Genomic DNA, 22489 nt, shown 5'->3' on the forward strand with positions numbered 1-22489 from the left:
AGATAACAAAGCGGCTTCCGACCAATGAGGAAGCCGCATTCTGTGCTCACACCTCTGGCGGCAAATCCACGGTGAACAGATTCTTGCCGTCGACATTGTGCAAGGACACCGTCATCATCCGCGTCTTCGCATCGATCTTGCCGATGCCGAAAAACTGAAACAGATCCGCCGGTGAACGATTCTGCTTCATGTCGGCAGGAATACTCACATAGCGCACGTCCGGACCGAATGTCCGGTCGATCTCGCCTGGGCCGAAAGTACCCGCATGCAAAGGCCCGCCGACAAATTCCCAGAACGGTTTGAAGTCGGTGAATTGCGCCTTCTCCGGCATGTAATACGTTGCTGATGCGTAGTGCACGTCAGCCGTCACCCACACCACATTCTTGATGTTGTGACGCTTGATGAAGCGCAGCAACTCCGCGACCTCCAGCTCTCGTCCTGACGGCTTGCCGTTGTCGGCATTGGCCCAGGCTTCAAAGGTGCCCTGCGGTACATCCGGATTCAGATCGGGTACGACAATCGAGATCGGCATGTCACTGGCGATGACCTTCCAGGTCGATCGCGAACGCAGCAGCGCCTGCTTGATCCAGCGCATCTGCGCTGCGCCGAGGAAGGCCGCATCTTGTCCTTGCACCGATTGACGGTTCGGCGAATTGGCGCCGCGATAGCTACGCTCGTCGAGCATGAAGACTTCCAGCAACGGCCCATAATTGAACGCACGATAAATGCGTTCCGGATCGGCGACATCGATGCGAAACGGGTTGTACTCGAACATTGCCTGCCGCGCACGTTGCTTCAGCACGTTCAGTTCACGCTCCTGATACCGTTTCTCGGCCTCACCAATGACCTGCCCGGGATACCAGTTGTTGCGCACCTCATGGTCATCCCATTGCACGAGGAAAGGCACCTCGGCCATGAAGCGCTTCTTGTTTGCGTCCATCAGGTTGTACGCAAAGTTGCCGCGATAGTCGTCGAGTGTCTGCGCGACTTTGGACTTGGCCGGCGTCACCAGATTGCGCCAGATGCTGCCGTCATCCAGCGTCACCTCGGCCTGAATCGGACCATCGGCGTAAATCTGATCACCGGAATGAATGAAGAAATCCGGCTTGAAACGACGCATGGTTTCATACATGCGATAACCACCCCAGGCTTCATTGATACCCCAGCCCTGCCCCGCTTCATCACCGGAAAACGCGAAGCTGATATCGCGCTCTCCGCCGCCCGGAATAATGAGACTACCCGTCACCGGTGCACTCCAGGCCGACTCATGCAGCAAGTCCTGAAAACGCACACGATAAAACAGCCGCTGCGACACCGGCAAGCCGCGCAGATCCATCCGCGCGGTGTAATCGTTGCGCGCCAGCGCCGCCGGACCGGTGATAGTCAGCGCATCCTTGAAATTCTCGTGCACCGAATACTCCACCACCATCCGCGCCGCGCGATCAGTGCGGCTCCATAGCATCGCTGTATCGCGCGTGATGTCGCCACTCATGGCGCCGCTGTCGACTTGCGGCCGCAATCGCTCCGACGTCACGATGGCAGGAGCCTGCTGGGCAAATGCCGGCGCAAGCGTACCGACGGTCAGCAAGGCGCCGGTACCAAGCGCCGTATCGCGCAGAAAGTTGCGGCGGCCATTGCCGTTCGTGCTGTCAGCATGACTGGTATTGCTGAAGGAGGATAAAGGTGGAGAGGATTGATCGTCGGACATAGCGGGCTCCTTGGCTGGCGGTATGAAAAATTGCAATGTAGCAAGGCAATGTGACCGTCCCATGAACAGATACCGACATAATCAACCTTCTCGCACTCGTCTTCATATTTTCGCTATTTCCCAAAGAAAACCTTGAATTACTTCGGCTCCACGTCAGCAAAACAAGCATCCCGACAAAATGTGCGCCGGCTGCTCGTCTTTTTGGGATGCACCAAGCAGACGCATCATTTTGCACGGTTTACGTGCGATAGCCGGTTAGTCACGGAAGGTGCCAACAATTTCCCCTTTAAATTCAGCCGCTTAAATTTTTGCACCGAAATGGAATGATTTTTGCTTTATTAGGTGCTTTTTAAACTTTTTTGCACAGTTATTGGGAGATTTTTCTGTGGACGATCACAAAAATGGTGCCGATGCACTCTTCATTTTGCTCGGCGCAATCATGATCCTGGCGATGCATGCCGGCTTCGCTTTCCTGGAACTGGGAACGGTGCGCCGCAAAAACCAAGTCAACGCGCTGGTCAAGATACTTGCCGATTTTGCGGTATCGACCATCGCCTACTTTTTCGTCGGCTACTACGTTGCTTATGGCGTCAGCTTTTTCAGCGGTGCGGAAACGCTGGCCGCGCGCAGCGGCTTTGAGCTGGTCAAGTTCTTTTTCCTGCTGACTTTTGCGGCCGCGATTCCCGCCATCATTTCGGGCGGTATCGCCGAACGCTCCAAATTCCATCCGCAACTGATTGCCACCGCTGTGCTGGTTGGTCTGGTGTACCCCTTCTTCGAAGGCATCGCCTGGAACCAGCACTTCGGCGTGCAGGCGTGGATCAAGAACGTCTTCGGTGCAGAATTTCACGACTTCGCCGGCTCCATCGTGGTCCACGCGGTCGGTGGCTGGATCGCCTTGCCTGCGGTGCTGCTGCTGGGCGCACGACGCGGGCGCTATACCAAGGAGGGCGCCGTCGCCGCGCATCCGCCATCCAACATCCCATTCCTCGCACTCGGTGCCTGGATCCTCACGGTCGGCTGGTTCGGCTTCAACGTCATGAGCGCACAAACCCTCGACAAGATGAACGGCCTGGTCGCCCTGAACTCACTCATGGCCATGGCCGGCGGCACGCTGGTCGCGCTGATCATGGGCAAGAACGACCCCGGCTTCGTCTACAACGGGCCGCTGGCCGGACTGGTCGCCGTGTGCGCAGGCTCCGACCTGATGCATCCGCTCGGCGCGCTGGTCACCGGCGGCATCGCGGGTGCGATCTTCGTGTGGATGTTCACCCGCACGCAAAACAAGTGGAAGATCGACGACGTCCTGGGCGTCTGGCCGCTGCACGGCCTGTGCGGTGCATGGGGTGGACTGGCTGCCGGCATCTTCGGCCTGAAGGCACTCGGCGGCATCGGCGGCGTATCCTTCATGGCGCAGCTGTGCGGCACCGTGCTGGGCATTGCCATCGCCGCCATCGGCGGCTGGATCGTCTACGGCCTGCTCAAGAAAGCCATCGGCATCCGCCTCGATCCGGAACAGGAATTCGAAGGCGCGGATCTGTCGATCCATAAGATTTCGTCTACGGCGGAGCGGGAAACGAGCTGGTAGTGATAATTAAAAATAAAGTCTGTAATTCGGAAATAAAGTCCGTCGAGCTCAATAAAGTCTGTCGAGAACCTTAATATTGTATGGAAAACACTGTCTTAAACAGACTTTCGCCAATGACAAAAGCCACCTCAAAGGTGGCTTTTTTTAATATTAGCGGAGCGCGATTGTAACGGAAGTCGCCAATGGGTGAGATGGTAAAACAGCTTCTCGGACATGCCGAAATATTTGCTAATCGAAGCAATGTAATAAATAAACTGAATTTTGGCGTGGAAGGAACGAAAGGCTTTTTTAAGATGTTATTTTGTATATAAAAGCATAATGAGGTAATGGATGCCCCTGCGTGCCAATTGAATCCTTAAGAGATAACAAGCTAACCAAAAATCAAAATGGATAGTCGAGCAAGAAGCTAAGAGCCTGACAAGCCTCCCTTTTGACAATTCATCGTAAGTGGGGCTGCGGTGGATGTCACTGGATCCCAAATCGGGCTCTTTACGCGCTTCTGCCCCTGAGTTCCTTACCAAGACTTCATAGGTTCTTGCCGTAGAACGGCGTAAGTTTGGCTACTGCAGTCTCCACGTACTTGGGCACCCAGTAGGTCTCGATGTGAGTGGCGCCTTCGATCTTGAATAGTTCCTTGTCCTTGGCACCAGTCGCTTTGGAGAACGCCTCCTCCGTCATGTAGAGGCTGTCGGCCTTGCTGCCGGCCATCATCAGTAGGGGCTGTTCGATCAGCGCAATCTGGTCCGTGGCATCCCATCGCATCAAGTCAATCAGGCTGCTCGTTGTGTACTTAAAGGTCGAATTGGGATGTGCGTGAGTGCGCCAGTAGTATTCATAGCCCTGCCGATACATCTCGAACGGTAACGCTGCTATTTGCGCGTCTGTCATATCCGCATCACCGGAATAGAGAATCTTGCCGCCGGCCATCTGCTGAGCCCTTGCATCCGAGGCTTGCCGCAGACGCTGCTGGATCGTAGTGAGCTGCGAGTCTGCGAATCCGTTGCGTCGGACGCGACCGGAATTAAACATGCTCAGAGTTGCCACCGCCTTGAAGCGCTTATCGGTTTTGGCCGCAGCCAGCGAATAGCCTCCGCCCCCACAGATGCCGAGCAACCCAAGGCGCTCGGCGTCCACGCCAGCATACGTGGTGATGAAGTCTGCCATGCCGTGAATGTCCTCGATGCGGTTCGTGGGTGTGTCCACGGAGCGCGGCAGTCCGCCACTGCCTCCCTGGAAAGCCGCATCGGCTGCAATAGCGACGTAGCCAAGTTCAGCCAGGCGCTGCGCGTACAGGCCGGCGGTTTGTTCCTTTACCCCGCCATTGGGATGAGCGACGACGACCGCGGGATACTTCTTCGCTGGGTCGAAGTTCGCCGGCGTGTACACGTTGGCTACGACGTCCAGGTCGTTGAGCTTGTACTTCACGGGATGGATGTTGACTGCGCCCGGCACATTGGCGGTGATCGCATCACCATACACCAATGTAAAAGGGTTCTTTCTATAGTCGGCCGCAGCGGCAGGTGTAGCGAGAGTCATCAGTGGCACTCCAAGGGTTATTGCAGAAATTGCGAGCGTAGAAGTTCCGAGGAACTCACGGCGCTTCACGTCGATAGTGTTGTCGGTCATATAGAATCCGATTTTCTGAGGCCTTGATCGCGAAAGAGCGGCCAGGTGTAAGAGCTCAATCGAGCTTCTTTTGGGTGAGGAAGAAAGACACCAGGTCAGCGATCTGCACGTTGTTCAGGTCGGACATGATGAAGTGCGTGTTTCCGCGAATGCCCAACTCGGGAAGATGCACCAACCGGGCGTCGCCGCCATGCTTGTTGATGGCATCGACCCAAATGCGGGCCATGGCAAGTCGCACGCGCCAGTTGTCCTGGCCCCGCTCGGCAGTTGGCTCTGCCGGGAAGTTGTCGCCGTAGTAGACGATGACAGGGATTCGAGTGAGCTTCTCGAAATCCTCTGTCGACACGGGCTCCGGCGCCAGGGGACCTGCTGCACTGGGCATGACAGGAGGAAGTTCTCCTTGTGGGAAGATGAAGCCGCTGCCAGGCTCGAATGCGATGATGGCCTTGACGTTGGGCGACTTGATGGCTGTTAGCCAGCCAGGGCCGCCACCTTGCGAGTGCGTAAAGAGAATTGCCGGTCCAGTCTTCGTGAACAGTGCTGCCATGGCGTCCGAAATCACGTCGGCATCGTAAGGGCCGGTGTTGGGCGTAACCGAGCGGAAGAACTGGTCCAGCGTCTCCGGCTTGCGGTCGAATTGCACATTATCGAAGTATCGCGGCCATTTTCCGATGCGAAACTGGTCAAAGAACAGCTGGTCGTTCGGTGCTGGAGCGACTGATGCCGCAACGGTGCTATTGCCGGCACGACCACGGCGCGGTTGGTCGACCACATAGACTGGGAAGCCGCGGCGCAGGAACAAAGTCTGAAAGCCCTCCCGGCCGTCCGAAGTGGTTTCCCAACTGCGCGCCGACTGGAAGGCTCCATGCAGCATGACGATGGGCAAGGGCCTGGGGTGCAGCGGCACCTGATAGAAGGCGTACAAATGGTCGCCATGGAAACTCTGCCCGGCAGCTGTCGGTTTGTTGTTGTCATAGTTGCCAGGAGCCTTTAATACGGCGCCTCCGACAGCGAAGCTACCTTGCGCTTGGATCACCAGAGGAGTAGAGGCGTTTCCGGCACCGCTGGGCTGGGTCGCGCAGCCAGCGATGCAAGTTGTCAGGGCGATGACGGTAGTCATCAGGGTTCGATTGATGTTCATGCTTAGCCTTTCGATACAGCAGCCAGGACTTGTGTGAGCGCTTCGTTCGCACGGGCGGCAACTTCGGGGCTGGTCTCCTCAGCCAGAGCTCGCGTCAACTGGCGCAACTGCGCGACGGTCAAGCCCACGCGCAGGCTTGCCCGCATGTGGGAGCGCAACTGCGCCCCCGCCCCCGGGGTTGCTGCGAGTGCGCCCACGGTCGTCAGCTCGCGGCTCTGCCAATCGAGGTTGTCGCGCTCAAAAATGTCGCCGAACAGATGAGCCTGCAGGAACTGATTGATGGGAGGTGCGAAGTCGAACACAGCTCCTTGTACCGGTCCACCGGAAATCTCCGTCTGGTTCGCTCTGCCCACCGTCACCAGCTCCTCGCCTGTGGCAACCTTTCTGCTGGGCTCACGCCCTTGAGCATCCTTGATCCCACGCTGCTTGCGTACTTCGACTACCTTCAACAGTTCACCGAGTGCATTAAGACTTCTTGGGAAGCCCGCGTAGGCATAGAGCTGCACCAAAATCTCCTTGGTCTCGCTGACGGTCAAGCCGGCATCGAGCCCTTGATTTAGCGCGGAGTTCAGTCTGGGCATATCACTGCTCGCCACGAAGGCTGCAATGAGCGGAATAGCACGCTGCCGGGGCGACAAGGTTTCGGATGAGGAGTACGCATGGGATTTGGCACCTACAGTGGGACCGGAGGCCGCACTGCTCACAGCGGCCAGATATTCTTGATCGGTGACCTTGTCTTGCCAGGTCACCGAGATGCCGTTTTCCTTTTCCGCGATAGCAACATGCGTCATTGAGCCGTTGGGGCCGGCACCATGCCAGTGGAGCACGTTTGGGGGAATGGTGACAACGTCGCCGGGGCTGATCGCCCGTGCCGGCTGCCCCTTTTGTTGAACCAGACCCTCTCCAGCCGTGACGATCAGGGTCTGGCCCAGAGGATGACTGTGCCAAGCCGTTCTGGCGCGGGGCTCGAAGGTCACCGTAGCACCGGCAGCCTTGCCCGGCTCCAATGCCTGGAAGGGCGAGCTGATGCGCACACTGCCGGTAAAGGTGTCGGCCGCTCCCGTGGCAACGGGCTGGAGCGCTGCCGAACGTACCTCGACAACCGGAGCAACCGCGGTGGTACCAATGGACTGCGCGTCGGCAGCGGCTGCCGCTCCGCTCAGGGCGATGCAAAGGAGTGATTTCATGAGAGAGCCTTTTGCTGTTGAGCCTGCCGGTTACGGTGCGGCACGACAATGAAAAACCAGGAGACGAGCAATGCCAGGACGAGGAGTAGCGCGGCAATATCCATAACGACCGAAATGCGGTGTGCGAGGCTCGCTACATCTTGCGTACCTGCAGGGGCTGCGCTGGCAAAAACAAGCACAAGCAGAGCAAGCCCTAAGGCGCCGCCGAGCTGGTGCGCTACATTGACCAGGCCCGACGCCGCCCCGGCATCTTTCTGAGTGACGCCGGACACACCTGCAGCAGTCAGCGGGGCCAGCAAAAGGCCTTGACCAAGGCCAATCAGTACCATGGGCAGTGCGACGCCGGCCCAGTAGGTGGAATCGGCATCAGCCTGACCAAGCCAGGCGAGGCCAATCACACCGAGCACCAGGCCAACGATAAGCAAAGCCTCGTTGCCGAAACGGCGACCCAGTTTTGGCACTGCCATCGCCGACGCGAAGTTGGGCAGCGTAACAGGTAAAAACGCCAATCCAGCTTGAATCGGCCGCAGATGGAGTACACCCTGTAAAAACTGAGTGGAGAAGAACCAGAATCCCACGGCACCGCCAAGGAAAAGCATGCGGGCGATGTATGCGCCAGTCCGTTCTCGGCTGGTCAACAAGCGCAGCGGCAGGATGGGATGGCTGACGTTGCGTTCGATGAAGACGAAAGCTACGATCATCAGTACAGCGCCAATCAGAGCGGTCTGCACGAGGGCGTCACCCCAGCCGGCGTCGGCTGCGCGCACCAGGCTGTAGACCAACGCTGTCATTCCCATGGTCGAGCTGATGGCGCCACCCACGTCGAACTTCCCGGGTTGCTTTTGCGTTTCGTCAATGTGGCGACGTGCAGCAATGATGAGGCACACGCCAATCGGAAGATTGATGAAGAAGCCAGCCCGCCAGGAAACCAGATCCGCGAAAAATCCACCCAGCACCAACCCCAAGGTTGCGCCCACCCCTGCAGCCGCCGCATACAGAGAAAGTGCGCGGGTTCGTTGGGGGCCCTCGGCGAAATGGGTGGAAAGAAGAGCTAACGTCGACGGCGCAAGCACCGCGGCGCCGGCACCCTGGATAGCTCGGGCGGTCAGCAGCCAGGTCACGGAAGGCGCGCAGCCAATCGCGACCGAAGCCATCGTGAACAGCGACAGTCCGAGAATGAACATGCGCCGGCGCCCCAAGATGTCGCCGGCGCGAGCGCCCAGTAACAGCAAGCCGCCAAAGGTCAGGGTATAAGCATTGGTCACCCAGGACAACTGAGCTGCCGTAAAGCCCAGGCTGTCTTGAATACGCGGGAGGCCGGTAATGACGATGGAAATATCCACCACGATCATGAGGTAGCTGGCGACGATGATGGCCAGCACTGCACCCGCATGGCGGGCCGGCGAGCTTGGAGGGGCGATGTTCATGGCGTCACTCAAATGTCGAGCTTGCGCTCGGACATCCATTTGACAATGGAAGGATCGCGATGCGAGAAGAAGCTGCTTGTGTTGGTGTCGAGCGTTGCGATGCGAGTCATATCGGCATCGTCGAGCTCGAAATCGAAGATGGCGATGTTTTCGGCCATGCGTTCCTTGCGCACTGACTTGGCAAGGGCGACGATCCCTCGTTGCACGAGCCAGCGCAGTACCACTTGACCGACCGACTTTCCATGTTGTGTAGCGATGTCCGTCAGCGCTTCGTTCTCGAAGAGACCATTGCGGCCTTCGGCGAACGGCGCCCACGCTTCAGCTTGCACACCGATTTCAGCCATGAATGGGGCCGTTTCCAGCTGCTGCTGGAACGGGTTGATCTCGACCTGGTTGACTGCCGGCGCAATTTCGTTGAACGCTTTGATGTCCATCAAGCGGTCCGGATGGAAATTACTTACGCCGATGGCGCGCAGCTTACCGGCGCGGTATGCATCCTCCATTGCGCGCCACGCCCCATGGACGTCGCCGAACGGCTGGTGGATCAGATAAAGGTCGAGGTAATCGACTTGTAATCGCCGCAGAGACTTCTCGATCGCCTGCTGCGTGCGCTCGTAACCGGTTTCCTGGACCCACAGCTTGCTGGTGACAAACAACTGGTCGCGCGCGACGCCGCTGGATCGGAGTCCTTTGCCGACGGCTTCTTCGTTCATGTACGAAGCCGCGGTATCAATCAACCGGTAACCGGTTTCGATGGCGTCAACGACGCTACGCTGACATTCATTGGCGTCAGCAATTTGGAAGACACCGTAGCCAACAATAGGCATGTGAAGACCATTGTTCAGGACAACATGTTGCATGAATCGCTCCTCATTTCAAATTCAATGAAAGAAGTGTAGGCGACACACTGGCATCTGAATAGTGACATTCAGGTTGCTGAATTGGCATAAAATTGATGATAATTGTTGCTATAGGAGGGCCTCATGGCAATCAACGAGCTCCGATCCATCACGACCTTCATCAAGGCGGCAGAGCTTGGCAGCCTTCGCAAAGCGGCTTTGGCGCTAGGCATCAGTCCACAGGCGGCAAGTAAGGCGCTGGCCCAGTTGGAGGCTCATCTGGACGCACGCTTGTTCCATCGCACCACGCGAGTGATGTCGCTGACCGATGCAGGGCAACGGCTATTCGAAGACGTCCAGCCGTCGGTGCTGGGAATGCAGCGAGCGCTTCAAACGGCAAAATCGGCGAAGGACGAGTTCGCCGGGCCCCTTCGCATCACTGGACCGCGAACGACGTTCCAGCCTATTCTTTGGCGCTTGGTCGAGGAATTTTGCGACATGCACCCTGGAATTCAGCCCGACGTACTTCTGGATGACCGGATTGGCAACTGGGTAGAGGATCGGGTGGATGTGGGTTTTCGCCTCGGGCCTTCGCCCCATGAAGGAGTCATCGCGCGGCGGTTGTTCCCGGTACAGATGCCCATCTGCGGTTCACCTGCGTACTTCGAACAAAATGGAGTACCTGATTCCATGGCGGCCCTTGCTTCACATCGCTGCAGTGCCTATCGGCATCCGAGCACGGGAAAGGTGGTTCCCTGGCGTGTAAAGCTTGGCGACCAAATGGTCGACCAGCCGGTCGTACCAGCGCTCTACAGCAACGATGAGCTCTTTGAGCTCCAAGCAGTCTTGGCCGGCAAGGTGATCGGCCAGCTGGCCGGTGTAACGGCAGCCCCTTACATCCGGTCGGGTCATCTAGTTCCCATCCTTGTCAACCACATGCCGGACTATGCCAGCTACTTCGTCTATTTCGGCAGTAGGTCTTCGCAGCCGGCCCGCGCACGGGCATTCATTGATCTTGCAGTTCAACGGCTCAACGATAACTCGGAGTACGTGCTCACTGAAAAAGATTTGCAGACCAGTAGGTGAGTGGGTCACCCATTAGCCGTCCGTTGTCAAGGGTACGAACTTACCACTCGCAATCTTTCGCGATATCTCAATTTCATCAAGCCATCGCTGTCATGTTCTGCTGGCTGACTTCGTGCCCTTTGCTTCAGTGTATGGTTGCGTGAATCGCACCAGTCACCCATATGGATCAAGCGGAAGCATCACTACTCTCTTCGCCCTGGCAGTCCAACTGCCCCAGAAGCATCTCGGTACCGACCTGCGTCCAATTGTGGGACAGTTCTATGGCTTCTGCATCGCAGTTCCAGACCCTTGTGGCTCGCATGTCGGACGATTCATTTCCTTCGGAACAAACAACAATGGCAAACGGCGCGGCATCCAATCAGTTTTTGATGGCTCGAAGTCCAACCCACTTACTGGCTTACCGGCCGTTGCCAAACTTACGTAAAGCAGCGCTTAATCGAGAACTGCTCTCCCGTCTTTAACATGTGGAAGCAGGCGCGCGCCAGCTTGTGCGCTACTGCCTTAATGGCGACGATGCTGTTGCGTTTGGCTTTCTTGCGTTGATAGAATTTGCGCGCCGGCTCACAGTAACGAATCGCAAAGTTGGCAGCTTCAACGTATGCCCAGGCCAGGTAGCGATTTCCGTTCTTCGTGTTGCCTTCGCCTTTCTTTTTGCCGTTGGAGACATGGACGCTACCCACACAGCGGCAATAAGACGCATAGTTACCAACATCGGCAAATCGTTCGATGCTGCCGGTTTCGAGCAGAATGACTGTGGCAAGGATAGGCCCGATACCAGAGACAGTTTTGAGGAGCCGATATCCAGGATTACCGCGGCAGTGTGTCGATAAAGCTTTCTCGATAGCATCTATTTGCGTTTGTAGTGCCTGCATCACCGCCAGATTTGCTTTGAGTCCCATCGACTCCGCCGCGCCAAATGACATAGCGTCTACCTGTGCATCGGTTAGCTGCTTCACGTCGTTCGTGGAGAGACGTCCTCCGGTTTGCTGCGCCAAACAGGTTTCGATCGATACGATATGCGCCGTACGCTGCTGAACCAGTTGCATACGCTTGCGCGCCAGGTCACGAACTGCACGCGTAGCCTGAGGCATGATATGACCTTCAGGCAGCAATCCCAGTCGGAGAATATGCGCAAGATGGCGGGCATCTGATTCATCGCCACGATGCTTGAGACCATCGTATTGCTTGATTGCGGTAGTGTTGGCCAGGTGCAGTGGGTAGCCTGCGTCAATCAGTCCATCTACAAGCCAATACCAGTTGTAAGTCGACTCTACGACCACACCGAACAAGTTCGTTCGATACGGATCCAGCGCTGCGCAGATCTGATCCAAATTATTCGGCAGGCGCCTGGAATACAGGACCCGATCGTCATCATCGCTGATGACGACGAAACAGTTGTTTGAATGAAGGTCTATGCCACAAAATAACATCGCCGTTCTCCTGAATAAAGTGAGGTTCGCACCATGACTTTACGCTCGGCGCTTGCCGAGGGAGGACGGCTAGATGATTATCAGTTTTCGGCGCAAATCAACAAAAAGCGCCGCTCCGAAGCAATTCGAAGCGGCGCTTTTCCTTAACTGAACGCCATTACTCTTGAAACGGGGTCTTATACGACAGACTTTACTCGAAAATTTCTAATAATCTATGTGCCTAAAATCAATGAAATACAGGCACGACTCCGACAGACTTTATTTATCGTTATCAGTAGGCAGTATGACTACACCTCACCCCGATGACACGTCCTTGATCTGCTCGCCGAACACCGCGCCCAGCATCTTGGACAAATCCGGGTTGCCGTTGCGGTCGAGAAATCGCGCGTTGATCTGCGTCGTGTTGATATGCGCCACGCCTACACAGTTGCAATGACAGTGATGCCGACGTATCGCGACGTGCAGCATCTCGAGTTGGCGCTTGATAAAGCCGGTGCCTACCACGACATCGCTCATGGCCAACAGCAATTGCGTTTGCAGATCATTGCCCTGACTCCGATACAAGGCATTCCGGAGGTTGGGATCCGACACAGACAACAAACGCTGCAGCATCAGCAGATAGCCTGACTTCTTGTCCCCGGCCGTCGCGTCCTTTTTCAGCGTCGTTGTGACAAGCGCTTCTCCCTGCTTGCCGCTGGTCACATAGACGGTAGGGAGTGGAAGCGCAGCGCCGCCGACGTCGGCAGCATCGGTCGCATCAGAAACAGCCGTAGCGGCCAGACTTTTCGCCAGAACATTGATGCTCATTCCAGTGTCGTCGCCGGCAGCAATCATCGGCATCCAGTTGCCGAGCTGCTGCCGTCTGCGCTCGGCTTCCTCTGCGCGCGGGCCGCGTCCGCGCACCTCTGATTCTTCAATGTAATCGAGCAGCGTCTTGGGCTTTTTTTGCTGCTTCCATTCCTTGGGATTGTTCAGCGTCGCAACGGCAGCATCAAGCTGCGCCAACCGTTGTCCCTGTGTTGAAATCTGCACGATGGTGTCGATGTCCTGAGTCGATACGGAGGGGATCGGCGTATCCGATTGCGCAACGATGCTCGACGATGGATGAGACGTATCGTTCAGCGGCGTCTGCCCGGCAGGGAGTCCAGAGATCATTTTATTTTCCTGGTTGCTGCAGCGTATCGGAGATGCACAGCCATGTCGGGAGGCTCGCCGGGATGCAGATTCAGCCCATCGCTTTGTAGAAAAATTTATTGCGCAGGTCTGTCAGAGTATCGTCAGAATTCCTGAAATCTTTACATCTGCTAAGGCTGAATATGCAGCAAAGCCACCTATGAAAATATGGTCGCAGACCTGCGCCCACGTAGGTTGGCGAAGCCGAATGAAAAACTTCTCGCCATGAAAAAAGCCCGGCATCGGCCGGGCTTTGCGTTGAAGAAAACTTATCGCAACGTATCGTCTCGCTACACCGGATCAACGTGCGTCATAACGTCCAGTACATGATGCTGCTCCATCACACGCTGGCGTGCCAGTGCGGCGATGGCGTGGCCTTGGGTGACTGTCTGGTTGCCGTCGAGTTCGAGATGCACATCGACGATCGTCATGTCACCCATCTTGCGTGTGCGCAGGTCGTGCACGCCGAAGACACCGGGTGTTGCCAGCAGCGTTTCACGTATGGCCTGCGACTCTTCTTCCGATACCGCCCTGTCCATTAAGTCGTTGAGGGCTTGCCAGAAAAACACGGCGCCGGTGCGCACGATCATCAGGCCGACGATCAACGCTGCAATCGGATCCAACAGCGGAAAGCCGAGCAAGTTGCCGGCAATCCCCAACGCCACCACCAGCGACGATACCGCGTCCGAACGCGCATGCCAGGCATTGGCGACCAGCATGCTGGATCGCACCCGCTCGGCGATGCCGAGCATGTAACGAAAGAGAATCTCCTTGCTCACCAATGTCGCCAGCGCCACCCACAACGCTGTCAGATGCACAGTCTGGGCATTGAGCGTCTGCAGTTTGAAAAAAGCCGACACCAGCATGCCGATACCCACCGCCAGCAAGGTGCCGCCCAATGCCAGCGATGCGGCTGTTTCAAAACGCTGATGACCATATTGATGATCTGCGTCGGCCGGGCTGCGGCTTTGCCGTGCAGCAAACAAGACGACAAAATCCGCCACCAGATCGGACAGCGAATGAACCCCGTCGGCAACCAGCGCCTGCGAACCGGAAAATATCCCGACAATGATCTGCAGCGTGGTCAGCACCAGATTGACGACAATGCTGACCAGCGTGCTTTTGCGTCCGGCCTCGTAGCGTTGGTCTGCTGCGGTGGATTCGTTTTTTTCCATACTTATCATGTTGACAATTCAGCGAGGGTATCCTAAACAGATCTTGTACTTAACGGCAATTTACAGGATGATCTTGCCACACAACAAAATCACATTTAAAGGAACCGGAATTCTTGCCGATTAGCTAAGCACAAGGACTTCCGAGAGATATCATGGAACAAACAAGGCCGCAATCGCTGTCGTTCAACTTCGACAGAGTCAGCGGAGAACTGGTCGCAGTGTTCACCCCGATTGAGGGTGTGCAAGTCCCCAATCTCGTGATTCTGAAGCAAGCGCTCACTGACGGCGGCTTTACCAAACTCTATATCGACGACGCGCAGGTCAGCGATTTTGCCGCCAAGGCCGCCAGCGCCAAGGAGCCGTTCTCGCAAAAAATCGGCGAGCGGCGCGACGGCGAGTTCCTGCTCGAAATTTCCGAAGACCTGATGGGCGCCTACCTGACGCTGGTGCCGCCACAAGGTGGCCGTGCACGCGCGGTGGAAGTGGTCAACGAAATCCGCGCACGCGGCATCACGCACGGCATCATGCACGAAAAATTGCGTGGCGCATTGAGCGCGGGACAGTGTTCCAAATTACTGATCGCCAAAGGTGACGAACCAATCGAAGGCCAGCAAGCACGCTTTGAAAGCCTGCTGGAAGAGAAAGAAGAAGAACTCGCGGAAGTCGACGAAGACGCGGTCGTCAGCTACGCCGACCTCGGCCACCTGCTACTCATCAATGTCGGCGATCCGTTGATGCGTCGCATCCCGACGGTCGAAGGCGTCAACGGCGTCAACCTCAAAGGCCAGGTCGTTCTGGCCAAGCCGATCACTGAAATCACTTTCAACAAGGATTGCGTCGGCACCGAAGTCAAGGAAGACAATCCCGACCTGCTGGTGGCCGCCATCGCAGGTCAGCCGTCGCTCATCACCAACGGCGTAAAGATCAACCCCATCGTTGAAATCGAAGACGTCGATCTCAGCACCGGCAACGTCACCTTCTCCGGCACGGTCAAGATCAAGGGCGATGTCAAAACCGGCATGCGTCTGCATGTCAGCGGCGATGTGTTCGTGCACGGCACAGTGGAAGCGGCCGAGATCATTGCCGGCGGCAATGTGTTCGTCAAGGGCGGCATCATCGGCCACTCGGAAACCCAACCGGGCGTGACGACCTCCATCGCCGCGCGCATCAAGGCGGAAGGTTCCGTGCAGGCCCTGTTCGCGGAAAGCGCACTGATTGAAGCACGCCAGGACATCATGATCGCCGGCAACGCGCGCCAGTGCGAAATGATGGCAGGTAATGAAATTCTGGTCGGCAAGACCAACCCAAAACTGGGCCAGATCATTGGCGGCCGCGCCCAAGCCACGATGATGGTCAAGGCCGTTGCATTCGGTTCGCCGAGCGCCGCCACCACCAAAATTCAGGTTGGTCTCGACCCCTATCTGGAAGAAAAGCTGCGCGCCAAGGAACAGGAATTCCAGAAGAAGCTGGATGAACTCGACCGCACCATCAAACAGATCGCGCACTACAAGCAAAATCCTGAAAAAGCCAAGAACGGCGTCGGCGAAGAAGCTGAGCTAAAACGCAAGTTGCTGGCGCAGGAAGTCAAAGACCTGATCGCCGAGCAGACTGAAATGAAAGAAGATCTGATCGCGGCAGAGTCGGCCCGCATCGTCGCCGTCAAGACCGTCTATGAAGGCGTGGAAATGCGCATCGGTCGCCAGGTCTGGCAAGTCCTCAGCGACCTTGGCGGCGGTACGGCGCAACTGCAAGGCGGAAAAATTTCTTTCGGCGGAAAGTAAGCAGCTTCATGGCCGATTTACCCTTGCTCGACAGCGAGCGTTTGCGCGCACTGTCGCAACGCAGCACGGCAGTGACCGCCGACTGCTCGTGCACTGAGCCGGCCCTCATTGCGTGGACCAGCACACCGTTGTCCTTCCCTGAATCGCAATTAAAGGACATCGGCACGCTGTACGTCGACCCTTACGATGAACCCGGCTTCGCCGAGTATCACCCCGGCGGCACCCGCTACGAATCGGCCGATGCGCCGATCGCGCCGCTCTACTTTCCTTATAACCGCTGCAATGTCGCCGCCTGCGAGGTTTGCGGCCGCTGTTATTTGCGCTACACCGAAGCCGGCGGCTATTTTGTGGATCGGCGCATCCGCGCGCTGAACCAGCCTGAACTGATTGTGGACGCCGCATTGCCTGGGTAATTTGCGGTTGCTTTCACTGCAGTTGCTTCCGGCTTACTTTATTTCGACTTCGGCGGCTGCATGCGCATGGCAGTCATGAGGCCGTACGCGCACAAGGATTCGACACCGCCACGAAACGCCGCCACTTCAATCTGGCAAATGCTCAGTGATCTCCCACTCTTGATGACTTTGCCGCGTGCGACGAAATACTCGCCCTGCGCAGGCGCGAGCAGATTGAGTTTGAACTCCGTCGTCAGCACATCTTCGCCCTCGCCGAACAAACTCATCGCGGCATAACCGCCCGCCGTATCGGCAATCGTGGCGCTCATGCCGGCATGCAGAAAACCGTTTTGCTGCCCAAGCTCCGGACGAAAATCCAGGCGGATTTCGACCAAACCCGGCGTGACCGTTTGCAGTTGCGCACCAATGGTTTGCAAGGCGCGCTGCCGTGCAAAACTTTCTTCCACACGCGTGGTGAATTGCGCATCCGTTGCTTGCATGCTCTTGCCCGTCATCCAGATCTCCTTTTCATTGTTTTCAGAGATCTTACCGCAGACCCTACTTACCCGGCAGCGCGTGCAGTTCGCTCTCCATGAGGATCTGGAACAGTGTGTCGGCCGGACGACTCAGGCGCTTTGCCGTCAGCGCGACATATTCAACGTCGGGGAATACCGGCAGGCTGGCGTGATTCAGCGGCAAGGTCAGCTCGCGCGTTGCCAGATGCTGCGGCAAGATCGTCAACCCCAATCCACCGCGCGCAGCAGCCATGCAGCCGGCGTGGCTGCCGCTGGTGCAGACAATGCGCCAGTGATGCCCTGACGCCCCCAAGGTGTTGAGAATGGTAGCGCGCGTCACGCTGGGCTCAGGCAGCAGAATCAGCGGCAATGGCTGGTTGAGATCGACCGTCGTTTCCGGCCGTGCCAGCCAGACCAGCGGCGTGCGGAACATGGCCTGCCCACGCTGCTCGCCGGGACGGCGTTTGCCGACGATCAAATCGAGCTCACCGTTGTCCAAGTGCTGGTAAAGCTCGCCGGTCAGGCCGATGGTGATTTCCAATTCCACTTCAGGATGCTTGTTGCGGAACAGTGCCAGCATGTCGGGCAACGGCCCCATCGCCAGATCGTCCGAGGTGCCGAAGCGCACCCGGCCGCGCAGTCGCGGTGCATTGAACTGCGCCTCGGCGCGGGCATGGGCTTCCAGGATCAGGCGCGCGTGAATCAGCAGGCTCTCGCCGTCGGCAGTCAGTGCCAGCGAGTGCGTGTCGCGTACGAACAGACGGCGTCCGGTGCTGTCCTCCAGACGGCGAATGTGGTCGCTCACGCTCGATTGCGTGAGGCCGAGCCGCCGCCCTGCTTCGGTAAAGCTGCTGGAGGCGGCGACGGTGCTGAAAGTCTTCAGCCAGACGGGATTGAACATAAAGGCTCCTGAACGTCAGCTGTCATCGGCATATCCGATTGCAGTCAACGCGATCAAAGGGGTTCCCGATGATAGCTGTTTTTTCTATCATGTGACAAAGGGCCGGAATTGCCATTTTCACCCCGCCCGCCGCTATTTTCCTATCCCATCCTTACTGCCATGAAACGTTACCTTCCAGATACCTTCACGCTGATGCTGCTCGGCACAGTGTTGCTCGCTACCTTACTCCCGGCGACCGGTTCCTTCGAAAGCTTCATGCATCTGGCCAGCAATACCGCCATCGCGCTGCTGTTTTTTCTGCACGGGGCGCGTCTGTCACGCGAAGCGGCGCTTTCCGGCTTCAAACAGCCGCGCCTGCATCTGCTGACACTGGCCAGCACCTTCATTCTCTTTCCGCTGCTGGGGCTGGCGCTGCAAGCCTTGTTTCCGGGTCTGCTGACGCCGGATCTGTGGCTGGGCGTGCTGTTCGTCTGTACCTTGTCGTCGACGGTGCAATCGTCGATCGCGTTCACCTCCATTGCACGCGGCAATGTACCGGCAGCCATCTGCGGCGCTACCGCATCGAACCTTCTTGGCATCGTCTTCACACCAATTCTGGTGACCTTGCTGCTGCATCGCCATCATGACGGCGGCGGTATCGAGCAAGTCACCGGCATTCTGCTGCAACTGCTGCTGCCTTTCGTGCTCGGCAACGTGTTGCGCCCATGGATCGGCGATTGGGTCTTGCGCAAGAAGAGCCTGCTGGCCGTCGTTGATCGCGGCGGCATCCTGCTGGCGGTGTATGCGGCGTTCAGTGCCGCGGTGGTGCAAGGCGTGTGGCATTTGTTCCCGCCGCAACAACTTGCCCTGCTGGTGCTGGTCAATGCGATCCTGTTGGGCGGCGTGCTGGTGCTGACCACTTTCGGCAGCCGCGCACTGGGCTTCTCGCGCGAAGATGAAATCGTGCTGGTGTTCTGTGGCTCCAAGAAATCGCTGGCCTCGGGCATCCCGATGGCATCGGTGCTGTTCAGCAGTACCGGCGTGGGCATCGTGCTGCTGCCGATCATGGTATTCCACCAGATGCAACTGATGCTGTGCGCAGTGCTGGCACGCCGCTATGCGGAGCGTACTGACACTAAAGAAACCGCCGACGCCAGCGTAGTCGTTTAATTTTTTTCGTTCTCATCCGCCTTGCTTGCTGCAAGCGTGAGCTGGCAAGGCGCGCCGACGCAGACAGTACGCTAGTACGGCAAGGAGAAGCAACGCCGCCAGATCGCGCTTGCGGCAAGCAAGGAAAGGCTACTGACACAATGGTGTCAGTAGCACTGGATCATGATGTCTTCCATGCCAACCGGCATACCAACCAAGACAACAAGGAAAACATCATGACTACCCAAATCAACTGGTTCGAAATCCCGGTCACCGATCTGCCGCGCGCCGCCAAATTCTACGAAACCGTGCTGGCAGCAAAGCTCAACATTACTTGCGTCGGCCCCGCTGCGAGTGAACCCTCGATGGCGATCTTCAACAATGCTGCGGGTCAATCTGCCGGTTGCCTGCTCATCTCCGACGCCGCCAAACCCACCAGCGACGGCGTGCTCGTGTATCTCTACGCCGGCCCCTCGATTCAGAATGCCATCGACCGCATCGTGCCGGCCGGCGGCAAGATCGTGCTGGACAAACTGGAATTGCCGAATCAGCTCGGTTACATCGCCCGCTTCATCGACACCGAAGGCAACCGGGTCGCCTTGCATGCGATGCAGTAAATGAATTAAGCAGTGCGCCCGAGTCATGCCAGAATGGCACCCTATTCCTTTCTGGCAGAACCCATGCGCCGAGCCGACCGCCTGTTTCAGATCACCCAATACCTGCGCGGACGCCGTCTTACTACGGCGCGCCAGCTGGCCGAATGGCTGTCGGTGTCCGAACGCACCATCTATCGCGACGTACGTGATCTGTCGCTGTCGGGCGTGCCGGTAGAGGGTGAAGCGGGAGTCGGCTATCGCATCAACAAATCGGCTTTCGATCTGCCTCCGCTCATGTTCTCTCCTGACGAAATCGACGCGCTGGTGATTGGCATGCGCATGGTGCAGGCCTGGGGTGGTCCGCAACTGGCTGCCTCGGCTGCGGCGTCGCTGGCCAAGATCGTGCTGGCGCTGCCCAAGGACAAACGCGACTTCGTCGAGAACACGGCCCTGTTTGCACCCAGCTTCCATATCGAAGCCGCACATGGCGAACGCCTGGAAGAAATCCGTCAGGCCATCGGCCGCCGTTGCAAGCTGCGGCTCGATTACGTCGACGCGCGCGGCCAGGCGACGCAGCGCGTGATCTGGCCGCTGGCTTTGTATTTCTGGGGTGGCGGCTGGTCGATTGCCGCGTGGTGCGAGACGCGCAGTGACTTTCGCTCGTTCCGTCTCGATCGCGTCGACCAGATGATCGATGCCGAGAACTATCCCGACCAGACCGGCCGCCGTCTTGCCGACTTTGTGCGGGCAGTGAAAAAAACGCAGTATTAGAAATCCGCATATCCAGATGCCAATATCTTCGTTCGCGCGCGTGAATGAAAGGTTTAGTCTGTGGACACGTCTCCCCCGAGGCGCGCCCACGACAACCGAGGTCTCCATGCATCGCGCGACGAACAAGAACAGCTACGCCCCCGCAGCATCCACTGTCCCTGCCGCCATCAATGTCTCCGGCTTCAGCCTGGCTGATCGATGTGTCCTTTGCGTCGGCGGCCTGACCGGCGCACGCAACCACTACCGCCACGCCATCGAAGAACGCCAGGGCCGCTTCATCCATCACGACGGCGGCCGCGAGGACAGTCTGCACCGCTTGCAGCCGATGCTCAACGGCGCCGACATGGTGGTCTGCGCCTCGGGCAATATCAGCCACAACGCCTACCATCTGGTCAAACAACTCTGTAAAAAAATGGGCAAACCCTGCGTCATGGTCAAAGGCACCGGCATCGCCTCCTTCATCGACGGCCTGGGCAGCCTCAGCGGCAAGTTAACATCTTCACAACGTGGAGAAACCGTCCTCAAATCGGGACGGCACGCTTAAAGCACTCATCCGCTGTAAGGCTGCGCTGGACGTTCGCTGGCCAGGCGCAGCGACGAAGACAGTGCGAAGGTACGGCAAGGAGCTGCAACAACGCCAGACGGCCCGCACCGCAGCCTTGGATTAGCAAAAAAAGGAAAAGCCCCCTACAATCTGCGCATCGCACCATTCACTATCTGACGGCGTCTGCAAGAAGACGCCGCGCGCAACAGGGAGTTTGTTTGAAAATCATCCATCGCATCGCGTTCGCCTGCGCGCTGCTGGCGCCGAGTGTTACCGGCCTTACCGGTATCGCCAATGCAGCACCGGCGGCGACCTTCGGCATCGAAGTCGGCAACGCTCTGCTGTGCCTGAACCAGCTCAACAGCAAATATTTCTACGACTATCTCTTTGAAGCCTTCGGCAAGCCGTACAAGAATGAAGGCGGTGCCTATTGGTTCAAGGCAGCCGGCAGCAATATCTGGGGCATGGAGATCACTGACGTGCTGGTCAACGACAGCAGCAGCCCGGCCGATTTCATCGGCGCCGTGGTCAACGGCACGCCGCAGGCACTCTCCGATGCCATCGGTAAAAGCGTCGGTATCCGTTATTCGCTGGAAGACAACAGCAAGTATTCACAACGCCAGTCGCAAGCCGGCAGCATCATTGCTTATGCCGACACCAAGGCAAAGATCTACTGCGCAAAATCCAAATACCTGGTGCCTGGCAAACAGTAACTCGTCAGCACGCACGATAAAAACGGCCTCCGCAGGTAATCCCTCCGGAGGCCATTTCGTTTTTGCATCTCATTGCTGCATCGATTAGTCAGCGGCAGGGAAATCCACCACCGTGTCATTGACTCGGTTGAACAGATTGGTCAGGTTGATGGCAGCCATCGCCAGCAAAGTGTCGACGATTTGCGCATCGGTATAACCGGCAGCTTTGACGGCATCAACAACTTCCACCGGCACGGTGCCCTTGGTTGTCGCCAGATAGTGGGCAAAAGTCGACAACGCATCCAGTTGTGCGTCGCCCGAGCTTTCGGCATGGCGCAGGCCGACGACGGCTTCGCTGCTCAGACCGAGACGTTTCGCAGCGAAGCTGTGCGCGGCGAGGCAATAATCGCAACCTGCCACTTCACTGACGGCCAGCTTGATGGCTTCAACTTGCTTGCCCTTGAGCGAGCTCTTGCGCAGGGCAGAATCCATGCTGAGTACAGTTTCCAATACGATCGGGCTGTTGCTGCCGATGGTCGCGTAAGCATTCGGCACTTTGCCGATGGCGGCCTTGATGACGCCAAACAGTTGTGCGGCCTGGCCGGTTGCGGAGGCGATATCCTGAGTGTAAAGACGAGACATGATGAATCCTTTCAATAGTGTTCAACGAATATTCAATAAGAGAAGCGTGGCAACCGGCCTGGCGTCACATTGGTGTTTATGTTCAAGCGCGGTATGGAATGAAGTATAGGGAGGCATGATGAAACTTTTAATGGCAAAATATGCCAA

At 57.4% G+C, this 22489-nt stretch carries 21 protein-coding genes; 9 read left to right on the forward strand and 12 right to left on the reverse strand.

The features are described 5' to 3' along the window. Positions 1 to 46: 46 nt before the first annotated feature. A complete protein-coding gene (locus hmeg3_RS20560; RefSeq protein WP_232511754.1) occupies positions 47 to 1708 on the reverse strand; it encodes an alkaline phosphatase in 1662 nt (553 codons plus the stop codon). A 385-nt stretch (positions 1709 to 2093) separates the two neighbouring features. Here hmeg3_RS20560 and hmeg3_RS20565 point away from each other — a divergent pair, with 385 nt between their 5' ends. Further along, positions 2094 to 3296: an ammonium transporter gene (locus tag hmeg3_RS20565; RefSeq protein ID WP_094565393.1), complete on the forward strand. Its 1203-nt coding sequence runs from the start codon at positions 2094 to 2096 to the stop codon at positions 3294 to 3296. 525 nt (positions 3297 to 3821) lie between these two features. Here hmeg3_RS20565 and hmeg3_RS20570 read toward each other — a convergent pair. The 5 genes from hmeg3_RS20570 to hmeg3_RS20590 all read right to left on the reverse strand — a co-directional run bounded on the left by hmeg3_RS20570 (position 3822) and on the right by hmeg3_RS20590 (position 9537). After that, entirely contained in the window at positions 3822 to 4832 is a 1011-nt protein-coding gene (locus hmeg3_RS20570) for an alpha/beta hydrolase (RefSeq protein WP_198361898.1), read from the reverse strand. A 145-nt stretch (positions 4833 to 4977) separates the two neighbouring features. Continuing rightward, complete coding sequence (locus tag hmeg3_RS20575; RefSeq protein ID WP_198361730.1) at positions 4978 to 6063, reverse strand: alpha/beta fold hydrolase; 1086 nt, start codon at positions 6061 to 6063, stop codon at positions 4978 to 4980. A 2-nt stretch (positions 6064 to 6065) separates the two neighbouring features. After that, positions 6066 to 7250: a carboxymuconolactone decarboxylase family protein gene (locus hmeg3_RS20580; RefSeq protein WP_094565395.1), complete on the reverse strand. Its 1185-nt coding sequence runs from the start codon at positions 7248 to 7250 to the stop codon at positions 6066 to 6068. Next, positions 7247 to 8677 (reverse strand): MFS transporter, encoded by a 1431-nt coding sequence (locus hmeg3_RS20585; RefSeq protein WP_094565396.1) that lies wholly within the window; start codon positions 8675 to 8677, stop codon positions 7247 to 7249. The genes hmeg3_RS20580 and hmeg3_RS20585 overlap by 4 nt, the downstream gene beginning before the upstream one ends. Before the next feature lie 8 nt (positions 8678 to 8685). After that, entirely contained in the window at positions 8686 to 9537 is an 852-nt protein-coding gene (locus hmeg3_RS20590) for an aldo/keto reductase (protein WP_094565397.1), read from the reverse strand. A gap of 123 nt (positions 9538 to 9660) precedes the next feature. On the opposite strand from hmeg3_RS20590, the gene hmeg3_RS20595 reads away from it, so the two are divergent. Then, on the forward strand, positions 9661 to 10602 hold the full coding sequence (locus tag hmeg3_RS20595) for a LysR family transcriptional regulator (RefSeq protein ID WP_094565398.1): 942 nt from the start codon (positions 9661 to 9663) through the stop codon (positions 10600 to 10602). A 416-nt stretch (positions 10603 to 11018) separates the two neighbouring features. Here hmeg3_RS20595 and hmeg3_RS20600 read toward each other — a convergent pair whose 3' ends face one another. From hmeg3_RS20600 to hmeg3_RS20610, 3 genes are all read right to left on the reverse strand, one after another. Beyond that, positions 11019 to 12032, reverse strand: a complete 1014-nt coding sequence (locus tag hmeg3_RS20600) for an IS110 family transposase (protein WP_094562293.1) — start codon at positions 12030 to 12032, stop codon at positions 11019 to 11021. A gap of 294 nt (positions 12033 to 12326) precedes the next feature. Then, a complete protein-coding gene (locus hmeg3_RS20605) occupies positions 12327 to 13187 on the reverse strand; it encodes a hypothetical protein (RefSeq protein WP_094565399.1) in 861 nt (286 codons plus the stop codon). A 308-nt stretch (positions 13188 to 13495) separates the two neighbouring features. Beyond that, complete coding sequence (locus tag hmeg3_RS20610; RefSeq protein ID WP_094565400.1) at positions 13496 to 14389, reverse strand: cation diffusion facilitator family transporter; 894 nt, start codon at positions 14387 to 14389, stop codon at positions 13496 to 13498. 143 nt (positions 14390 to 14532) lie between these two features. Here hmeg3_RS20610 and hmeg3_RS20615 point away from each other — a divergent pair, with 143 nt between their 5' ends. Both hmeg3_RS20615 and hmeg3_RS20620 read left to right on the forward strand, forming a co-directional pair. Next, the gene (locus hmeg3_RS20615; protein WP_094565401.1) at positions 14533 to 16161 is read left to right on the forward strand and encodes a DUF342 domain-containing protein; all 1629 of its coding nucleotides are present in this window, start codon (positions 14533 to 14535) and stop codon (positions 16159 to 16161) included. An 8-nt stretch (positions 16162 to 16169) separates the two neighbouring features. Then, complete coding sequence (locus hmeg3_RS20620) at positions 16170 to 16574, forward strand: hypothetical protein (RefSeq protein WP_094565402.1); 405 nt, start codon at positions 16170 to 16172, stop codon at positions 16572 to 16574. Between the two features lie 38 nt (positions 16575 to 16612). Here the strand turns inward: hmeg3_RS20620 and hmeg3_RS20625 are convergent, their stop codons facing one another. Then, the gene (locus hmeg3_RS20625; RefSeq protein WP_094565403.1) at positions 16613 to 17068 is read right to left on the reverse strand and encodes a PaaI family thioesterase; all 456 of its coding nucleotides are present in this window, start codon (positions 17066 to 17068) and stop codon (positions 16613 to 16615) included. Positions 17069 to 17111: 43 nt separating this feature from the next. After that, positions 17112 to 17969: a LysR family transcriptional regulator gene (locus hmeg3_RS20630; RefSeq protein WP_094565404.1), complete on the reverse strand. Its 858-nt coding sequence runs from the start codon at positions 17967 to 17969 to the stop codon at positions 17112 to 17114. Positions 17970 to 18128: 159 nt separating this feature from the next. Here hmeg3_RS20630 and hmeg3_RS20635 point away from each other — a divergent pair, with 159 nt between their 5' ends. From hmeg3_RS20635 to hmeg3_RS20655, 5 genes are all read left to right on the forward strand, one after another. Continuing rightward, positions 18129 to 19118, forward strand: a complete 990-nt coding sequence (locus tag hmeg3_RS20635; protein ID WP_094565405.1) for a bile acid:sodium symporter family protein — start codon at positions 18129 to 18131, stop codon at positions 19116 to 19118. Between the two features lie 215 nt (positions 19119 to 19333). Next, the gene (locus hmeg3_RS20640; RefSeq protein ID WP_094566481.1) at positions 19334 to 19714 is read left to right on the forward strand and encodes a VOC family protein; all 381 of its coding nucleotides are present in this window, start codon (positions 19334 to 19336) and stop codon (positions 19712 to 19714) included. Between the two features lie 63 nt (positions 19715 to 19777). Continuing rightward, positions 19778 to 20464 (forward strand): YafY family protein, encoded by a 687-nt coding sequence (locus hmeg3_RS20645; RefSeq protein WP_094566482.1) that lies wholly within the window; start codon positions 19778 to 19780, stop codon positions 20462 to 20464. 106 nt (positions 20465 to 20570) lie between these two features. After that, entirely contained in the window at positions 20571 to 21008 is a 438-nt protein-coding gene (locus hmeg3_RS20650) for a DUF2325 domain-containing protein (protein WP_094565406.1), read from the forward strand. Between the two features lie 218 nt (positions 21009 to 21226). Next, positions 21227 to 21721 (forward strand): hypothetical protein, encoded by a 495-nt coding sequence (locus hmeg3_RS20655; protein ID WP_094565407.1) that lies wholly within the window; start codon positions 21227 to 21229, stop codon positions 21719 to 21721. Positions 21722 to 21805: 84 nt separating this feature from the next. Here hmeg3_RS20655 and hmeg3_RS20660 read toward each other — a convergent pair whose 3' ends face one another. Further along, positions 21806 to 22342: a carboxymuconolactone decarboxylase family protein gene (locus hmeg3_RS20660; RefSeq protein WP_094565408.1), complete on the reverse strand. Its 537-nt coding sequence runs from the start codon at positions 22340 to 22342 to the stop codon at positions 21806 to 21808. Between the last annotated feature and the right edge of the window lie 147 nt (positions 22343 to 22489).

It is taken from the genome of Herbaspirillum sp. meg3, assembly GCF_002257565.1.
GTDB lineage: Bacteria > Pseudomonadota > Gammaproteobacteria > Burkholderiales > Burkholderiaceae_D > Herbaspirillum.